Source organism: Enterococcus pallens ATCC BAA-351, assembly GCF_000407485.1.
Taxonomy (GTDB): Bacteria; Bacillota; Bacilli; order Lactobacillales; family Enterococcaceae; genus Enterococcus_A; species Enterococcus_A pallens.
The window spans coordinates 24062-41295 of sequence record NZ_ASWD01000009.1 but is presented as its reverse complement, the minus strand read 5'-3'; the positions used below and the strand labels follow the sequence as shown (position 1 = coordinate 41295).

The 17234-nt window shown below is 37.5% G+C and carries 16 protein-coding genes; all 16 read left to right on the top strand.

The window, feature by feature from the left end:
- Positions 1-156: 156 nt before the first annotated feature.
- The 16 genes from I588_RS25820 to I588_RS28265 all read left to right on the top strand — a co-directional run bounded on the left by I588_RS25820 (position 157) and on the right by I588_RS28265 (position 17216).
- The gene (locus I588_RS25820; protein WP_010760159.1) at positions 157-2394 is read left to right on the top strand and encodes a VirD4-like conjugal transfer protein, CD1115 family; all 2238 of its coding nucleotides are present in this window, start codon (positions 157-159) and stop codon (positions 2392-2394) included.
- 35 nt (positions 2395-2429) lie between these two features.
- Positions 2430-4301, top strand: a complete 1872-nt coding sequence (locus tag I588_RS25815; protein ID WP_010760160.1) for a pLS20_p028 family conjugation system transmembrane protein — start codon at positions 2430-2432, stop codon at positions 4299-4301.
- A gap of 26 nt (positions 4302-4327) precedes the next feature.
- A complete protein-coding gene (locus I588_RS25810) occupies positions 4328-4633 on the top strand; it encodes a hypothetical protein (protein ID WP_010760161.1) in 306 nt (101 codons plus the stop codon).
- A complete protein-coding gene (locus tag I588_RS25805; RefSeq protein ID WP_010760162.1) occupies positions 4623-5225 on the top strand; it encodes a hypothetical protein in 603 nt (200 codons plus the stop codon). The genes I588_RS25810 and I588_RS25805 overlap by 11 nt, the downstream gene beginning before the upstream one ends.
- Positions 5200-7125 carry a VirB4 family type IV secretion system protein gene (locus tag I588_RS25800; RefSeq protein ID WP_010760163.1) on the top strand — a complete coding sequence of 642 codons (1926 nt, stop codon included), beginning with the start codon at positions 5200-5202 and terminating at the stop codon, positions 7123-7125. Before I588_RS25805 ends, I588_RS25800 begins: the two co-directional genes overlap by 26 nt.
- On the top strand, positions 7125-8816 hold the full coding sequence (locus I588_RS25795; RefSeq protein ID WP_010760164.1) for an NlpC/P60 family protein: 1692 nt from the start codon (positions 7125-7127) through the stop codon (positions 8814-8816). Before I588_RS25800 ends, I588_RS25795 begins: the two co-directional genes overlap by 1 nt.
- 1 nt (position 8817) lies before the next feature.
- On the top strand, positions 8818-9432 hold the full coding sequence (locus I588_RS25790) for a hypothetical protein (RefSeq protein WP_010760165.1): 615 nt from the start codon (positions 8818-8820) through the stop codon (positions 9430-9432).
- 32 nt (positions 9433-9464) lie between these two features.
- Positions 9465-9842: a thioredoxin domain-containing protein gene (locus tag I588_RS25785; protein WP_010760166.1), complete on the top strand. Its 378-nt coding sequence runs from the start codon at positions 9465-9467 to the stop codon at positions 9840-9842.
- Between the two features lie 21 nt (positions 9843-9863).
- A complete protein-coding gene (locus I588_RS25780) occupies positions 9864-10679 on the top strand; it encodes a coiled-coil domain-containing protein (RefSeq protein WP_010760167.1) in 816 nt (271 codons plus the stop codon).
- A 360-nt stretch (positions 10680-11039) separates the two neighbouring features.
- On the top strand, positions 11040-11297 hold the full coding sequence (locus I588_RS25775) for a FitA-like ribbon-helix-helix domain-containing protein (protein WP_016250098.1): 258 nt from the start codon (positions 11040-11042) through the stop codon (positions 11295-11297).
- Entirely contained in the window at positions 11297-11845 is a 549-nt protein-coding gene (locus tag I588_RS25770; protein WP_010760169.1) for a hypothetical protein, read from the top strand. The genes I588_RS25775 and I588_RS25770 overlap by 1 nt, the downstream gene beginning before the upstream one ends.
- 2 nt (positions 11846-11847) lie before the next feature.
- Positions 11848-13089 carry a MobP2 family relaxase gene (gene mobP2, locus I588_RS25765; RefSeq protein ID WP_010760170.1) on the top strand — a complete coding sequence of 414 codons (1242 nt, stop codon included), beginning with the start codon at positions 11848-11850 and terminating at the stop codon, positions 13087-13089.
- A 59-nt stretch (positions 13090-13148) separates the two neighbouring features.
- Positions 13149-13598 (top strand): hypothetical protein, encoded by a 450-nt coding sequence (locus I588_RS25760; protein WP_010760171.1) that lies wholly within the window; start codon positions 13149-13151, stop codon positions 13596-13598.
- Between the two features lie 30 nt (positions 13599-13628).
- Complete coding sequence (locus I588_RS25755) at positions 13629-14417, top strand: hypothetical protein (RefSeq protein ID WP_010760172.1); 789 nt, start codon at positions 13629-13631, stop codon at positions 14415-14417.
- Between the two features lie 63 nt (positions 14418-14480).
- Positions 14481-16061, top strand: a complete 1581-nt coding sequence (locus I588_RS25750; RefSeq protein ID WP_010760173.1) for a DUF3991 and TOPRIM domain-containing protein — start codon at positions 14481-14483, stop codon at positions 16059-16061.
- 723 nt (positions 16062-16784) lie between these two features.
- Complete coding sequence (locus I588_RS28265) at positions 16785-17216, top strand: TnpV protein (protein ID WP_428829819.1); 432 nt, start codon at positions 16785-16787, stop codon at positions 17214-17216.
- Positions 17217-17234 lie beyond the last annotated feature (18 nt).

The following is a 17234-nucleotide window of genomic DNA, read 5'->3' as shown; positions in this document are numbered from 1 at the left end:
TGTTTCTACTCATTAATCGTTGAACGGGATCTTTCATACTTTAGTGTAATTTTAATGAGTGTGATTGTTCTTATCCAAGATGGGTCCCAAATGATTGTGGAACTGAAAGGAAGATATCATTCTTGGAGAAAAGAAAGTTAACAAGGGACGATTTACATGAATAAAGAGTACAAACAATGGAAAAAGCATTTAGCGAATCCTTACTTTCTTTCAGTCTTAGGCCTTTTATTCTGTCTTTTCGGTGTTCTTTTAATTAACTTTATATTTAATGGGATCATGTCTTTGCAAGGGATAATCCCCAAATTAAATAGTTTTGTGAATGAAGGTGGTCCTGTTCCTTTCCAACCAAGATTGTATTGGTTAGGAAAGCCCCTCATTACTTATACGCCCTTTTTACTGTTGTATTGGGGGTTAATTGGATTTAATGGTTTGATCGTTGGGAAAAAGATTTATAGCATGAGGATCGCTTACAAAGATATCAATCTATTAACTAAGGGGTCTGAGAAGTTTACGACTTTAAAAGAATTAAAAGAACAGTATAAAATGGTTCCCCTCAACGATGAAGAATATGAAGGGAAATCCGGGATACCAGTTGCAACCTTCACCAAAGTGATTGGTTTAGGTCCATGGAAAAAAGAAGAAAAGTACGTATTCATTGATACCAAAAATACAAACTCCTTAACAATAGGTGGTACACAATCAGGTAAAACGTCTCTTTTTTCTTATCCGTCTTTGGATTTGATCATGAGAGCCAAAGAAAAAGATTCGGTTATTGTGAACGATTTAAAAGGGGATATGCTCAAAAATACTAAATCAGAATTTGAGCGATTTGGTTATGACGTGTATTGCTTAAATTTAGTTGATCCAACCAATGGGATTCATTACAATCCGTTAGATTTAGTGAAACAAGCATATATGCGCGGCGATACGACCAAAGCACAAATGTTAGCCAATAGTCTTTCCTTCAGCTTATACCATAACCCTAACGCCAAAGAACCAATGTGGGAAGAGGCGAGTATCTCCCTTCTAAATGCGCTAATTTTAGCAATTTGTGAGATCGGGATTCAACAAGATAAAACCCAGGTTATCAATATGTATGCCGTCACTAGTATGTTAGAAGAGCTTGGTGCTTACCCTGATGAAAAAGGGAATACCGCACTAGATAAGTTTTTCGACCAATTACCAGTGACCAGCGTTGCTAGAAAACAATACGGAACGATCAAATTTTCGCAAGGAATCACACGAAGTGGGATTTTTACCGGAACAATGGCTAAATTAAAGAATTATACTTACGATGCTATCGCAAAACTTACGCTTGATAGTGATTTTAATTTAGAAGATTTAGGCTATGGGAAAAAGCCCATAGCCTTATTTATTGTGTATCCAGACTGGAATGATAGCAACTATAGTATCATTTCAACATTTCTATCGCAAATTAATGAAGTACTAGCAGAACGAGCAACGCTGACAGGTGAGGGAACGAAACGACGTGTTCGTTATTGGTTAGAGGAAGCGGCCAATATTCCTGCAATTGATGGATTAAGCCGAGCAATGAATGTTGGATTGCAAAGAAATTTAGTTTATCACCTGATCATTCAATCGTATTCGCAACTAGATGATAAGTACGGCGATAAACTCAGCAAAGCAATTACTGGTGCTTGTGGCAATCAAATTTATATTATGTCTGATGAATATGATGACGCTGAATATTTTTCAAAGAAAATTGGTGACAAAACTATCATTAAGACAGACCGTCATGGAGATCCTCTGAGTACAGATAAATCCTATGGAGAAAATGAGGAAGGTCGCAACTTATTAACAGCCAACGAATTACGTGATTTACGTGAAGGTGAATGGGTACTCGATCGAACGAAAATGCGTCGAGATCTGAATGGGAACAAGATAACACCTTACCCGATTTTTGCCAGTATTGATACAGGAACCAATATGACCTTTCACTATGAATACTTAATGCCTCGGTTTGATGGAAAGTTGAATTTGTCTGAATTGGAGCTTAGTAAGAAAGGACATAAGGAAATTAATCTTGTCGATTACATTGTAAAGTGGAAAAGAAAGTCTGCGGATCACAAAGATCAACCACAAAAAAATAGATATGAAGATGAGAATGAGGAGGAGAATCTTATGAAAACTGGTGTAGAGTCCATTGATAGTGTCTCCTTAGATACCAAGGATACAACTCGTTTAGAAGATAAATTAGGACCAAAGATATTTGGAAAGTTCCTACAAGCTGCTTATCTTGATCGTTTAACAGTGCAAGAAAAGGAACGATTGAGTCAGTTTACTTCGATTGAGCAGTTAAAAGTATTTTGTAATAGTGACAATCGTCCAAATCTAAAAAAGGCCTATTTAGCTTACGTCCAGTCGAGTGATTAACTCGAAAGTACTATGTAGGAAGGGAGGGACTTTGCTTGGTTGATCAACTATTAAAATTTCAGGATGTACTTCATGTCGCAGCATTTTGGTGGGATGTGTTACGAGGAATCGGTTTTGGATTGTTGAAAGCTTTTGCTTGGGTAGTTGATGCTCTTTCAGGAGCAGCTAAAGAGGTTTACAGTTTAATGAACTTTTATCAATATCCCGCTGTTCAGAACTTTGTCAGTCAATACCAACCGGTGATTTGGTCATTGGCAGTTGTGGCGGTCGCCTATTTTGGTTGGCAGCTAATCATTACTCGAAAACTTGATCGGGATAAACTGATCAATAATATCATGTTTGCGATCACGTTGTTTTTTGTTTTGCCTTGGGCCATACAGCAGGGAGCAGAATTGACGACAGCTGGAGTAAATGTTTTAAACGGAGAGCAATCAGCTAGTGTTCAGACATTCAAAAATAATATTACCGATTTGTATACAGTCGATAAAAATGGTTGGGAATCCACTGACACACAGAATGATATCGAAGATAAAAATGATCTCATTGTCTTAGATATTAGCGAACAAGTTGATACGAAAGGAAAACTTTTTGAGTCTTCTCCTTTATCAGAAGAAGGTCAACAGCTGTTGACGAAACGGTTAAATAAAGTTGATGGTAAATTCAAAGAAGCAAACATGAAGAGCTTTTGGGGGATCGGAGATCCTGCATACTATCGTTACTCATGGCATCCGTGGTTAATCGCATTCGAATTGATCACTAAAGGCATTGTATATGCGTTTGTGATCTTCAAATCAGCTAAATTAATCAATGAGATCGGCCTGCTGTATGTCATTACGAGTGGAATTGCTCTAACCGATTTAAAGGACGGCCAACGAAACAAGCAATTAGCCACAAAAATCAGAGATTCGTTTATCGTGTTGTATCTGATGATGTTTTTAATTAATTTCTTTGATATTTGGAGTGCCTTTGTTGCGGATTCTTCGCTTTCGACTTTAGTGAAGCCACTTGCTGTAGCTGGTGGTGCATGGCTAGTGATTGACGGACCAAACTTTATTGAACAGCTCTTTGGTATCGATGCCGGGCTATCTAGTGTGGGAAGAACAGTTATAGCCGCTGTACAAGGCGGTGCTGCGTTAAAAGGTGTTGGATCAGGGATTGGAAATGCCACGAAGTCTGCCGCTTCAAAAGTGGCTGGTGTAAGTCGGAAAGCTGCAAGAGGAGCTGCTTACACTGGAGCTGCCGCCAAAGGTGCATTGGATGGTTTTAAAGCTAATAAACAGGTATCTCCGGATTTGCCATCAGGTGGGACAACTATTGGTACTGGTTCACCCAAAGAAGGTCAGAAACCAGAAAATAGCACGACTGCTCCACTTTCAGAAAATAATTCCACAGGAAATGATCCAATGGGAAATCCCATTACTGGAAAAGAAGGAATTACTCCGATTCCAGGTTCAGGAAAAGAGGGTGTTTCAGCGAATAAACCACCAGCAGCACTTAAAAATATGTCAAAACCTGGTGCGCCATTGTCAAATAAAGCACTGGCAGCACAAACTCAAGCAAACAAAGAATCTTTTCAAAATATGGGAATTAGTCCAACTAAAAGTGCTAAGGATATCTCTGGTGCCTCAAAAGCTCGTCAGGCTTTAGATGGCCAACCAGCTATTCCATTGCCACCGAAAGTGTCAGGTGACCAATTACCACAACATGTACAAGAGGCAAAAGCTCAACTGCAGCGAGATATGCAGCCACGTCCGATTGATATGGAAACACTTGGTGAAAAAGTGGTGAACAAATATGCGGATACGGCTCGAAATATCTATAATGGGCCGACAATGGCGCGTTCTCGTAAAGTGTACGATGTTTCAAAAGCGACAAGTAAGCGTGTCAAAGATTCGTTTAAAGACTAATTTACTGATCAGAAGGAAGAGAGAAGATGCGGAAAGAAGTTTCTAGACCAAAGGAAGCTGTCACGAATATTAAGCAAGGAAAGTTTGATTTTAAGGACGTGCTGCTAATCGTTGGTAGCCCGCTCATTGGGATCATTTCAAGTTACCTGGTGCCTAGTATTTTGGAAATTCCTTATATCTTGGCATATCCTGCGATTTTATATTTACTTTTATCTCCTAGTGATATTCATGGCAAAAAGAATTATCAGGTCGCTATTCAGGTATTACTGAAGGATCGAAAAATCTATCATTCTGTAAATCCTCCAAGAGAGGAGGAGACGAATGAACTTTGATTCTGTTGAACGAAAAAAACAAGAGAAGAAAAAGCCAAGAAGTGTTCGTAAAGAAATTAATCGGCTAACTAAAGTTTATCCGGTAGCAGGCATTCATGAAAAGAATTACGTGAAATTAACTATTAGAGGCCAGCGTTGGTACGCGGCTTTTTTTGATACAAAAAAATACGATTTGGAGCTTTTAGATGAAGCAGAAGCTGATTTCGTGACCGACAACTACTGGTCGTTTCAAAAACAGTATGGTAATTCAGTAAAAGAACTATTCATGAATTTCCCTGAAGAGAACCAAAAACAACAAAGTTACGTGAAGTATAAACGTGATCGGTCGAAAGATATTCACCAAATGAGGATTCTTCAAACGGAGTTGGAAAAACTAAAGTATATCGAAAAGACGTATAAAAAACTTACTTCGTATGTGGTGATATTCGGTCGTACAGTCCACGAGCTAGAAGAAAATATATCTAACTTAAGACGTTTCGACAATCTTTTTCAATCAAAATTATTGGACAAGAATTACGTGAAAAAGATGTTGTATATCCTGAATAATACAGGAGGGATTCAGATTTATGACAATGAAAAAGAAAATAATTGATGAAGATGTTCAGTTTATTTATGATACGCAGCCGCAAGGCGGCGTATCATTCAAAGAAGATTTTTTCAATCGTTTTGGTGATGGTTATCGAGCAACAATCCACATTTTTGAGACACCAACCATCATGACGGAGTTCTGGTTAATGGATTTAACCAGTATAGATAATGTCATTGTCATGAAGGATTCTCGGACAGATAGCGAGATTAGCTATAAAAAAGGTGTTAGTGAATCGATTGAAGAATTGGAATCTCGAAAGAAAAAAGCAAAAACGACGGAGCGTGATGAATTAGAGCAGGAAATTGATATTTTAAGACGTTTAAGTCTAAGTATGGGGAGCCAAGGGGAACAGATTAAAAAAGTCGCATTCCGGATTTTTTGTAGCCAGCCGACCCTAGAAGCTTTAGAAAAACAGGTCAACGATATATTGAAAAGTCTCGACTCAAATGGTTATAAGGCCACCGTATTCTTGGGAGAACAAAAAGAAGAATGGCAATCGCTTTTCATTCCAATGTCAGAACAAAGGCGGTTGCGAAATCGTCGGGACGGCATGGATATTCAAGCCGAAGCGTTGGGCTTAGGATTTGCCCATAATCAAACTTTTTTAGATGACGAAACAGGATTTTATTATGGGTTCACCCGAACTGGCGGTACCGTTTATTGGGATATGTTCTATAAATCGCCTAAACGATTGTACTATAACTTATTTTTAGCCGGTGATATGGGTTCTGGAAAATCAACGGTATTAAAGAAATTGTTGCGAGACAATGCAGCAAAAGGCAATGTCATTCGTGGATTTGATAAATCGGGAGAATTTTTAGATGTAGTCAAGGAATATGGTGGGGTATCTATTCCATTAGATGGTACAGGTGGCGTTTTAAATATGTTCCAAGTTTACCCACTTGTATCAAAGAAAACTGAAGATGATTCCTATGTTGTCGATGTGAGAGGCTCATTTACTCAGCACATTTCAATGCTGGGCATTTTGTTTAAGATCAGAAATAAAAAAGCTTCAGACGAATTAGTGAGTGTCTTTGAAGATCAAGTGTGGGATTTCTTTATTGACTATGGTATTTGGAAAGAAGATGAGTCCATAGACATTACTAGTCTATCGAATGACGAGTACCCAACAGTGAGTGATTTTATTGCTTACTTAGATAAAATCGAGCCAACTGCTCCAGATGATACGAAAGGGCTAATCAGCTCAATACGAATAACTATGAAGCCTCTGACGAAACAATACAAACGAATTTTTGATGGAAAGACCTCTGTTCCAGATCTTGGTGAAAATCAAATCGTATTTTTCGATATAGAAGGAGTTTCTAAACTTGGTTCAGAAGTCTTTGACTGTCAACTATTTTTAGCTCTGAATAATATCATGGGAAATGTGACCCGTATCGGGAAAAAACAGAAAGATTTATTTGATCGCAATCAACAGAATTGGTGGGATATAATCCGTTGTTTAATCCTCGTGGATGAGTGTCACAATATTTTAAACATCGAGAAAGCCTATGCTGCAAAATGGTTCGTGACATTGATGTCTGAAGCACGCAAATTATTTATTGGTTTGGCCTTGGCAACGCAACGTGTTGAGCGAATGTTCCCAAATGCGGAAAATGCTCAGGACAAAGATACCGTTGAAGCAGCCAATAAACTAAAAGAAATTTTCGGTTTAACCCAATACAAAATATTACTGAAGCAAGACATTACGTCCTTGAATTTTTTGAAAAATATATTTGGAAATATCTTTACGGATACCGAGTACGCAATGATGGCACAATTCCAGACCAGCAAGGAGGTAGGAGGCTCTCAGGGGATCATGAGTATTGCCGGCGATCAAAATATTCAGATGACATTCCAGGTCACAGATGAAGAATTAGCGCTATTTAATGGAGGTGCTTAATGGGAAAAAGAGTAAAAAATTTAATTCTTAAAAAATATTTTATCCCGTTTCTCATTTCGAATTTCTTCGTATTTGGGACGTTGTTGGTTGTAATCATTTTTGTGTTTTCTATGATGTACATGAGTCAAAAGAATAATTGCGATCCCTCTGACACACCAAGTATTTCGGTTAATGGCGATTCTGGAGCAGTACCTGCTTCGATTGATGAGTTTGTTAAACAGCATAAAGATGCCTATATCCTCTCGTGGAAAGCGGGAGGTTTTTTACCGTCTGCAAGCATTGCTCAAACAATGGTAGAGAATGGTTTCAACTTTACAAATCCATCGGGAACGTCGTTATGGCAAGCACACAACATGGGAGGAGTTAAGACATCTAGTAAGTCTAATTTTCCGATTACGTTAGCAACTTTTGGTGAAGATTCTGTTGACATTACTGGAACAAAGCCCGGGACAAATGTTGGAGATGGGACAGGTGGAGCTTACACTTGGTTTAAAGACTATAATGCAGGAATAGTCGGAAAAGCTGAATTTATGGCCCACCAAACACTCTATACTGGAGCAATCAATAATACAGATGGTATCAGCGCATTGACGGCTATTTTTAAAGGTGGATGGGCAACTGATCCCAGTTATTTGACCAAACTTTTAAGTGCCTATAATTCATTAGGAAAAAACTACCAATGGTTAGATCAAGAGGCGATTACCAAGTACGGAACTTCACCTTACAAGTCTGGTGCAATTGGTGAGGACAGTTCAATTCCTGATAAAGATTCAGCTACTTCTACCGATAATACAATTGATTCTTCCAAGCGTTCTAAAATCATTGATTTTGCGAGAAGCAGACTTGGTGTTCCGTATATCTGGGGAGGTCGTGATTGGGATAAAGGGATGGATTGTAGCGGGCTTACTATGTTGGTCTATCAAAGGGTTGGAATCACCTTACCACCTACTTCCGAAACCCAATCAAATGCGGTCAAAAAAATCAGTAAAGAGGAAGCAAAAAAGGGGGATCTCGTTTTTTGGGGACCAGTCGGTAGTTCACACCATGTGGCAATTTATAGTGGTGACAATAAAGTGATTGAAGAGCCAGAACCAGGTAAAAGTTGTCAGGAAGTCCCTTTATATGGTGACTATTGGTTTGGAACGATTGATGGTCTTGGAAGTGATGATAGTGAAGACAGTGACAGCGATAATTGTGAGGTTGAAACAGATAATTCTGCTGGTGAAGTCGTCGGGCAAACTTCAGCACCAACGCTGGAAGTTCCACCGGAGTACAAAGGAAAATTAACATTGCCAGCACCTGACAATAATAATTATGCTGGTAATCAATACCCAATGGGTCAATGTACTTGGGGGGCTTATAATCGTATGGCTCAAATTGGAAAACCTATTGAATGGTTCTCTGGGGACGGAGGAAATGGCGGCTCATGGGCAGCTTCCGCACGAGCACGAGGATACACCGTTGTGAAAGGGAAACCACAGGTTGGTTGGGCTGCAAGTTTCTATGGAGGCTTAGCCGGATCAACACCACCTTATGGTCATGTCGCCGTTGTAGAGTACGTCAATTCAGACGGTAGTATGTTAGTTAGTGAAACCAATGTCGTTAGTCCTGGATCGGGTACCCGCTCTTGGCGTGTGATCGATAAAGAAACAACTTCGCAAGTTGAATTTATTCAAGGAAAGGGGAATTAAGATGGAATATATTCCCAATAGGATGAAGAAAATTGGAGCACTATTTCTTTCGATATTTTTACTCATTAGTGCATTTTCATGGGTAAATGATAGCCAAAAAAAAGTTCAAACTATCAAAGAATTGAAACAAGAAAATGCAAGTTTGAAAGCGAAAGATACAAAGCTATCAATCCAATATACTCAATTATCTGAACAGTATGATACGTTGAATAAAGAAAAAAATGGTTCAGCTAATGAGTCACTATTAACCACTACGAATGAATTGTTTAAGGCTGTTTATAACTATGATACGGAAAAGAAATCTGATAGTGTCGCAGCAAGAAAAGAAAAGGCAAAACCTTATGCGAATTCCTCGACACTAGATGCTCTTTTTTCAAAAGACCCCGAAAAACTAACAACAACAGTTACGACAGTTTCTAAATTAGAAGGCGATCCAGAAGTTTATCGAATGTCCTCTGATGAAATGAATCTTACGGCAATGGTGTTAGTAAAATATTCTCTTTCGATTGCAGGTAGTGAAAAGCAAGAAAGTGAATTTATGTATAAAATCGTTTTTGATCCTACATTAAAACAAGTGACAGAAGTTAAAAATATTGGGCAAGTAATGATTCCTTAAAGACAAAAATAGTGATGAGATAAGGTGTGTAAATGGTAAAAATAATTGGTGCAAAATGGAAGAAGATTCTCTTATTCATTGGGTTATCTATTAGCCTAATTGGAACGTCAATTGTTCAGATGAATAGCTTTGAAAAAGAAGCAAATCTGATAAAACTGAGTTCGCAAACTGAAAAAACAATCGTGTTTTATCGCGACGATTGCCCCAAATGCCACTCAGTTTTTCCATTGCTCTATTATCACAATTTAGTCCATAGAGACCTGATTTTTGTCAACATGAATCAGCCGTTAAACCGTCGCTATATTCAAATGTACAACTTAAAAAGTGTCCCAACAATTGTTAGAAAAGGAAACCAATATTCAGGATCAAATAAAGAAAAATTGCGTCAGTTTTTGGATAGAAATTTTTGAAAGAAGGAGGGGAAAAGTTAAGTGGCTGTAAAAATTTCGCTAAAAAAAAATGAACGAAAAAAATACCAACGTATGGTTTTAGCTATCGTCGGTATTTTTCTTTTTTTCTTTAGCAGTAGCTTTTTAGTTAAGCCAGAAGTGAATGCTAAATCTACTAAAATTGGGGAAGAAATTTCATCTAATTTGAGAAACATTACCTTAATTGAAAGACAATATTATCCAAAGGAGGAGACCTTAGTTTTCTCCTTCTTATCACCAGTCAACAGCTCAAATGTTCTTGATGAGTTAAAAGTATCTGCAAAAACAAATCGTACGGATAAGACAAAGTATAATACTTCAATCAAAAAAATTAATGAAGATTTGTATGTCGTTAAGATCAAACACTTACCCGATTCTTGGGAAAAACTAGCAGTAGCTATTTATGCTAAAAAGATGGATTTAGAGTCAATGGGTGACAATCAGAAACTTCATTTTGTAAAACAAGAAGTTTCTACCACTGATCCATATAATCCAAATCGTTCGAAAAATTCCTATGAACTAACCGCTGTAAAATTTGAGATTGATCAGATACAAAAAGAAATAAAATCTAATGATAAAAAGGAAACAAACCATCGTAAATCAATCAAGAAAATTGAAAAAACGAACGAAAATTTAGAAGCCTCACTAGAAGAAAGAACAGATAAAGAACAAAAAGAAGTACAGCAAACGATTGAACAAAATAAATCGCAAATCGATTCAACCGAAAAAGAAATAGAAACCCTAAAAGAAAGCAATAGTGAGTTGAATTTAAAGCTGAATAAATTGAATGATCGGAAGCAAACGTTACAAAATCCGTAAACGTGCTTGAAAAAAAGACCCGCTAGGGAACCTGGTATTTTAGAGATTTTTCCTTAAATTGGTCTGAAGAACTTCGTTCTCTTAATTTTTTGACCTGCTGCAGAGTCTGGTATGGACGAAATGACCCGCTAAGGAATCAGGTCAGTAGGTTGCAAGACCCGCTATGGAGCATGGTTCACAAAGTTTTCTGATATCACTCTAAAACCAAACCGCACTGCGGTTTCTATCATATTTGATAGCAGGTTTCCCTTATGCTCTTACAAAATCCCTTCCCATTGTTTCACAATGTCAGGGATTTGTAAGTTCTCCGAACACGTTCGGACACCTTATTTTGTATATTTTGATAAAGGATTTGATGATTTGAGTAGCATATTAATTAGAAATGTACCAGCAAAGACAGTCGCTGCTCTTGATGAGTTAGCGAAGCAAAATGCACAGTCCAGAGAAGAATATATCCGCCGACTATTGGAGCACCATGTCATGTATTCCGAGGTTGAAGGACTGAACAAAAAATACGAAATACTGGTACAAGAGATTTCCCAAAATATGATTCTTGCGCTTAACGAAAACACCAAAGTATTGAACGAATTTATTGAATTGCGGAAGGAGGATTTTTAGTGAAAAAATTGGAAGTTAATCTAAGGGAACCCGAAGAATCCGATTACGGTTGGGCATACCTTGCTCCCTATTTGGAAAAATCTGATGGGAAACGTCGACCAGCTTATCAAGCTCTGGAACAAATATTTCGTGAGCATGAAATGTATAAAACGATTGCTGAAAATATGGCCTCTATGCAAAAAGAAATAACTGGTCAATTAGACAAAATCCAAAAGGAAGTTCATTTCACTTTACTGCGAAGTGGTGACGCTGAGAAAAGTGCTAGAACCTTACTTCACTTATGGAACAGTTACAACTTTGATAACAATGTCACCAGTTACTTATCAATGGGTGAGTTGGTTACACCACCATTGGAAAAAGCAATGCACGAAGTCGGCCAGTATTACAAAGAGTTGTCTGCGAAAAAACGAAGTAGAAGTGAGTCGGTAACGACAGTTGCAAATGAAAAATCTATGGTGACTCAAGTTCAAAACCTACCGAAAAAAGAAGAATCTAGTGAGTTGGACTCGGACAATAATAGAGAAACGTTTGCAGATTGGACTGACTAATTATGGTGAAAGCAGCGCTCGTTATGAAGTGGAAATTTGTTATGTCAAACAATCAAAAATTCCAAAAGTATATCAATTACATTGATCGTGACGAGGCGACACGTACAAAGGAATTTCACCAATACAATATCCTGGAAAGTGATGGCTACAATCAGTATATGGAAGATCCAGAAAAGTCATCAGGGCTGTTTACGGCCAACAAGGATCATTTGACAATCAAAGAGCGACAGGCCGTAAAGAATTTATTTCGTAAAGCACAAAGTAATGATTCATTGATGTGGCAAGATGTTGTTAGTTTTGATACCGATTGGCTGACAGAAGTCGGTCTGTATGATCCTAAAAATGACCGATTAAATGAACCAAAAATCATGAACGCAATAAGAGTGGCTATGAATGAACAATTAAATGCCGAGAAGTTAAAAAATAGTGCTGTATGGACTGCGGCAATTCATTACAACGAGCTTCATCATATCCATGTCCATATTGCAATTGTAGAACCTGAACCAACTCGTGAATACGGCACATTTACCAGAAAAGACGGTACGACTTACAAAGCGAGAAAAGGATTTCGTTCAAAGAAAAATGTAGACCGTTTTAGAAGTCAGGTTATGAGTCAACTGCTAGATCGTGACCAGCCTTTAGCTCAAATATCTTCAATGATACGTACCCAATTAGGAAAGCATAAAGGAAGTATGCGGCAACTACCTGATAGTGAATTGACCTATTTATACGATAAAATTTATCGCTCTTTACCGCCAGATCGTAGCAAATGGAAGTACAACATGAATGCCATCAATTCCATACGTCCAGATATTGATCGTTTCATTACTACCTATCTTAATACCTATGAAAAAAGCGAGTTCACCGAGCTGCAGAGATTGTTGGATGAAAATTCTGCTTTCTATATGAACTTATATGGTGAAGGGACAAAAGAGTATCAACGAGCCAATGATTTTAAAATCAATAAGAATGCGGAACTGTATTCTCTTTTGGGAAATTCCCTACTCAAAGAAATGTCCAATCAGTACAAGGCGGAACATGCGATCCCGATTAAAGACGGTTCTGTTGATTGGAATAAGTTGCTTTCTAAGCAATCAAAAAGTGGGGGCGGTCATTCAGCAAAACCTGACTTATCTAAAGTAAAAAAGGCACTAAAAAAAGACTTTCAAAGTATAAAAAATCAACAAGTCTATTTAAAAAATATGCGAGAAAGAGAGCAGTATGACCAAGGTTTAGAACGTTAAATACCTTTGAAGCGTAAATTTTACGCTTTTTTTTTCAAAATAATTTAGAGGGTGAAAAAATGGTAAAAGAATCAATTCCCAAATCAACCTATTCAATGGGGGAATTAGTGGCTGCAGTAAATAAACAAGAGCAGGGATTATTTCAAATTCCGAATTCAGAGCTAACTGTCGCTGACGCTCGTTTTTTTGATCTACTTGACGTAGAACACCAAGCGAATGAAAAAGTGCTTGTTTTATCTTCTTTGGAACACGAACAGGATTATTTTATTGTTGGTTCAAATGTTGTGAAATGGACAGATAACTGGTCTGGAGAAGACGAACGGATCTATGAAGGAAATGTTCAAGATGATTTTGAAATTTCTTTCGAAGGAGAAGTCTTTAAAGTGAATTCGAAAAATCTTGAATTAGTTATTAAAAATAATCAGCTAAAAGCACCTGTTGTACAAATTGACATGGGAACTGTAAATGAACAAACGAACAAAGCTAATTCACAGGAATTAAACCAATAGATGGTAATAATTTAAGAAGGGGAAATATATATGCTTGATGAAAAGTTTTGGCAAGAATATGAACGAGCAAATTCAAATCCTGTTACTCGTTTTTTTTATAGTGGGAAGATCGAGCAAATGGATCAAATGATCTTAGACTCCTCAAACTTTGTTTCAACTGACAGTTCCGAATTTGAAAAATGGACTTCCAATAGAGATTCAGTTGGTATTAATTTAGAAGGAATAAATCTTAGAGTCGACTATTTAGAAAAGAAGTATGAAATTTTATCAAATGCTTCGTTTTATTCTAATGAAAAAATAGGTGAAGTAAGAGAGAGTTTAGAGCGTGTTTATTCTGAAAGGGAAGCTAATCTAAAAGAATTCGAGAAATTTGAAGAGTTAAATAGTGATAAACAGCCGTTAGATCAACCGAGTTTAGTGAATGATAGGATACATGGTAATGATCAAGCTTACGACCATGAAATAGCAACTATACTTCAAGCGGAATCTTTACCAACAGGATGGGAATGGCACGAATATTATGATATGAGTGGTCATTTAGAGTCACCTGATGGAAAAAGTATTGTTCAATACGATGCACTGGCCAGTGGATATATTGAATATAGAGTCAACGATACTAACTATTGGGAATTATTCACTGAAAGCTTTTCAGAATTCAAAAATCATATAGAATCTCAGGTAAGTTCACAGATTCTTAACCAGGTAACAAGCGAAAATATGCAGCAAGAAAATGATAAAAAATTCCCTGTAGTAGAAATTGAAATGGATGTAAATGCAGCAAATTCTACAATGACACAGTCTTATCAAATTGAACGTTAATTGACGTAAAAGAGGTGCTTTGAAATTTCAGAGTGCTTCTTTTTTATTTTGGAGGTGAAGATTATGGAAAAAAATGAGTATCAAAAACTACTAGCTGAAGCGAAAAAAATTACGATTACTTCAGTGATGGATGATCAAGGTATGGATTACATTGATATGAGGAATTTTGCACAAGGAATTGAACACGACAGTTTAATGATCGACAAAAGGAAAAATCATTTTTATTGGAACTCGCAAATTGAAAATGGAAAAGTAGTCAATGGTGATGTAGTAGATTTTGTTTCAAGGTTTTATGATATGAGCCATTTAGAAGCGTTAAATTATTTGACTCAAGAAAAACATGAACGCCTCAAAAAGACTGAAACTATTGCGAAACCAAAAGAGCCGTTCCAATACTATTTTGAACACAACACTGATTTTTCTCATGTAACTGATTACTTGGTAAATCAACGAAAGCTTTCTCCTATTTTGATTGCTGCATTGCATGAGAAAGGATTTATTCAAGAGGATAAATACAAGCAATGTATCTTCGTATGGTCGGATACGGGGAAAGCTGTCGGTGCGTCTGTGATTGGATCTGAATACAATCCTGAAAAATTCAAACGTGGACGTTTTAAGGGAATTGCTAAAAATAGTGAGGCAAACTTCGGTTTTAACTTAACTATTGGCACACCAAATAAGTTATATGTTTTTGAGTCACCGGTTGATCTCCTGAGTTATTGGTCAATGAACCCGCAATTAGAAAACTGTATGTTGGCGGAAATGGAAGGATTGAAAGAACAGACTATTTATAAATTTATCAATCAAATGTATCTTTCTAAAGGTTCTCTGCCTCATGAAGGGATCTATGTTGGGGTTGACAATGATCGAGCAGGGCACCGTTTTTATGACAATCTATCCAAACTTTCTTATGTGATTAATGAGACTGGCCAAGAGATTCGTTTCAAAAAAATGATTCCACATGATCTGGATATTCCTAAAGAAAATATTCCCGTTTATCAGGAGGCGGCCAAAGCTTTTAATGTTGACTGGCGTGCGGTTGCGGCCACTCACAAGGCACTTACGAATTTTGATGCTGAAGGGAAAACAGCAAACTCCTGGAATATAGATCAGTATTTTTCTGGTGATAACTTTGACCTTTTCTTGGAAAGTAAGAAGGTTGCAGAACAATTAAGCAGTACTGAAATGGCTTCCGAAGAGTATGATTTTCAAAAATTATTCCGGATCAATGAAGGTATAGATCCTATTGAGTTGCACGGTCTGCACCAAAAAGTAAGTAGTTACTATGAGGACTATCGCAATCTTGGTTATCGGCCAACAGACGCTCTCATTAAGGATTGGAATGATTCTCTCCGCTATAGGGTTTTTGTGCGACTAGAATCTCGATTACTTGAAACAGTGTATGAGCGAAATGGCAAGGAACAAATGAAGATCCACAAAGATGAGGAACGAAATAAGTATGTTGCGGTTTCTCAAGACTCACAATTTCATGAACCATTTTTTGAAGCGGACTCTCCTGAAGAGGCCGCTTTTTTAGTTAAAAACTATGGGTTCCAGGCAGTCGATAAGGAAGATCGTGTGAAATATCAGACGGATCATACATTGGAAGCGAAGAAACAAGACTCATGGATACTAAGTCGATAGGAGGGGAAAGGCGCATGGGACTATTAGACAGATGGAAAAAGCAACAAAATGTCACCAATGATTTGCACGAGAGTTTAGCGTCTATGTATAAGCAGATTTTAAAACAGGTAACTAAAAATGAACAAGAGATTTTGCAGTTTTTAGAGTTCAGTAGTCAACTGTATAAATATGATTTAGAAAGTGCTCTATTTGCATATGGCCAGAATCCGAATGCAAAGTTTTTAGCAGATTTTGATACATGGAAATCTATTGGCCGATCGGTAACACGAGGCTCAAAAGCAATCAAAGTTCTTCACCAAAAAGAGAATGGCTTATTCTATCATGTGAATTTATTTGATGTTGCACAAACAACCGGAAGAGAATTTCCTTTTCCGGTTTGGTTGATGAATGCAACACAATACAAAGCCGTCACAGATCACGCATTTCAAGTCTCCAATGATTCTATAGATGGTCTATGGGATGGAATTGTTACAGAGTATTCGGATAAACGAGCGACAAGTGATTTAACTGAGGATTCATTTCAATATCATGAAGAAGTTAGTGAGTTTATGTTGAAATACAAACTTGGGCAGTTTCCCCGCTGGAAAGACTACATTGATATTGTACAGCCTTTTGTTAGAAATCCAGAACTATTTATTGCTGCTGTTCCTAAAATTATTGAAGCCAATCGTTCGCTTCTAGCTCAGATAGATCAAGCCAAAAGAGAGTTACTTTCAAAGGAGAATGACAATGCCAAACAATTTAGATCAACTCAATCAATATCAAGAGAAAATGAACCAACAAAATCAAGCCTACAAACGACGAACAAAACCAATCGTAGCACTGGATTACCAGGAAGAGAACGGCCTACTGTATCCGAAAATAATGCTAATGGCCGGGAACCACGAACTGAACAAACGAGAAATGATGATTCAGGAATATCTGAAGGAGAATCAAGCAGCTCTGTATCACGAGTTGTATCTGAGCGGAGAATTGATGATTTATCTGAAGAACAAGGAAGAACAGCTGAAGATGAAAGAACAGAAGATCTTCCACGAGCTACTTCAACAGAGAGTGGACCAATTACCGACAGAACTATTACAACGAACCCGAATAATCAACCAGCTGAAGGAACAAGCACACGAAACGGCACTGAAGGATCTTCTTCCGCTTTAAAAAAGGGCGAACAATTTT

What these genes read in the sequence shown, in the direction of transcription:
- I588_RS25795 (WP_010760164.1), top strand. Translation starts at nt 7,125, where the DNA reads ATGGGAAAAAGAGTAAAAAATTTAATTCTTAAAAAATATTTTATCCCG.
- I588_RS25800 (WP_010760163.1), top strand. Translation starts at nt 5,200, where the DNA reads ATGACAATGAAAAAGAAAATAATTGATGAAGATGTTCAGTTTATTTAT.
- I588_RS25810 (WP_010760161.1), top strand. Translation starts at nt 4,328, where the DNA reads ATGCGGAAAGAAGTTTCTAGACCAAAGGAAGCTGTCACGAATATTAAG.
- I588_RS25750 (WP_010760173.1), top strand. Translation starts at nt 14,481, where the DNA reads ATGGAAAAAAATGAGTATCAAAAACTACTAGCTGAAGCGAAAAAAATT.
- I588_RS25820 (WP_010760159.1), top strand. Translation starts at nt 157, where the DNA reads ATGAATAAAGAGTACAAACAATGGAAAAAGCATTTAGCGAATCCTTAC.
- I588_RS25790 (WP_010760165.1), top strand. Translation starts at nt 8,818, where the DNA reads ATGGAATATATTCCCAATAGGATGAAGAAAATTGGAGCACTATTTCTT.
- I588_RS25785 (WP_010760166.1), top strand. Translation starts at nt 9,465, where the DNA reads ATGGTAAAAATAATTGGTGCAAAATGGAAGAAGATTCTCTTATTCATT.
- I588_RS25805 (WP_010760162.1), top strand. Translation starts at nt 4,623, where the DNA reads ATGAACTTTGATTCTGTTGAACGAAAAAAACAAGAGAAGAAAAAGCCA.
- I588_RS25755 (WP_010760172.1), top strand. Translation starts at nt 13,629, where the DNA reads ATGCTTGATGAAAAGTTTTGGCAAGAATATGAACGAGCAAATTCAAAT.
- mobP2 (WP_010760170.1), top strand. Translation starts at nt 11,848, where the DNA reads ATGGTGAAAGCAGCGCTCGTTATGAAGTGGAAATTTGTTATGTCAAAC.
- I588_RS28265 (WP_428829819.1), top strand. Translation starts at nt 16,785, where the DNA reads ATGACAATGCCAAACAATTTAGATCAACTCAATCAATATCAAGAGAAA.
- I588_RS25760 (WP_010760171.1), top strand. Translation starts at nt 13,149, where the DNA reads ATGGTAAAAGAATCAATTCCCAAATCAACCTATTCAATGGGGGAATTA.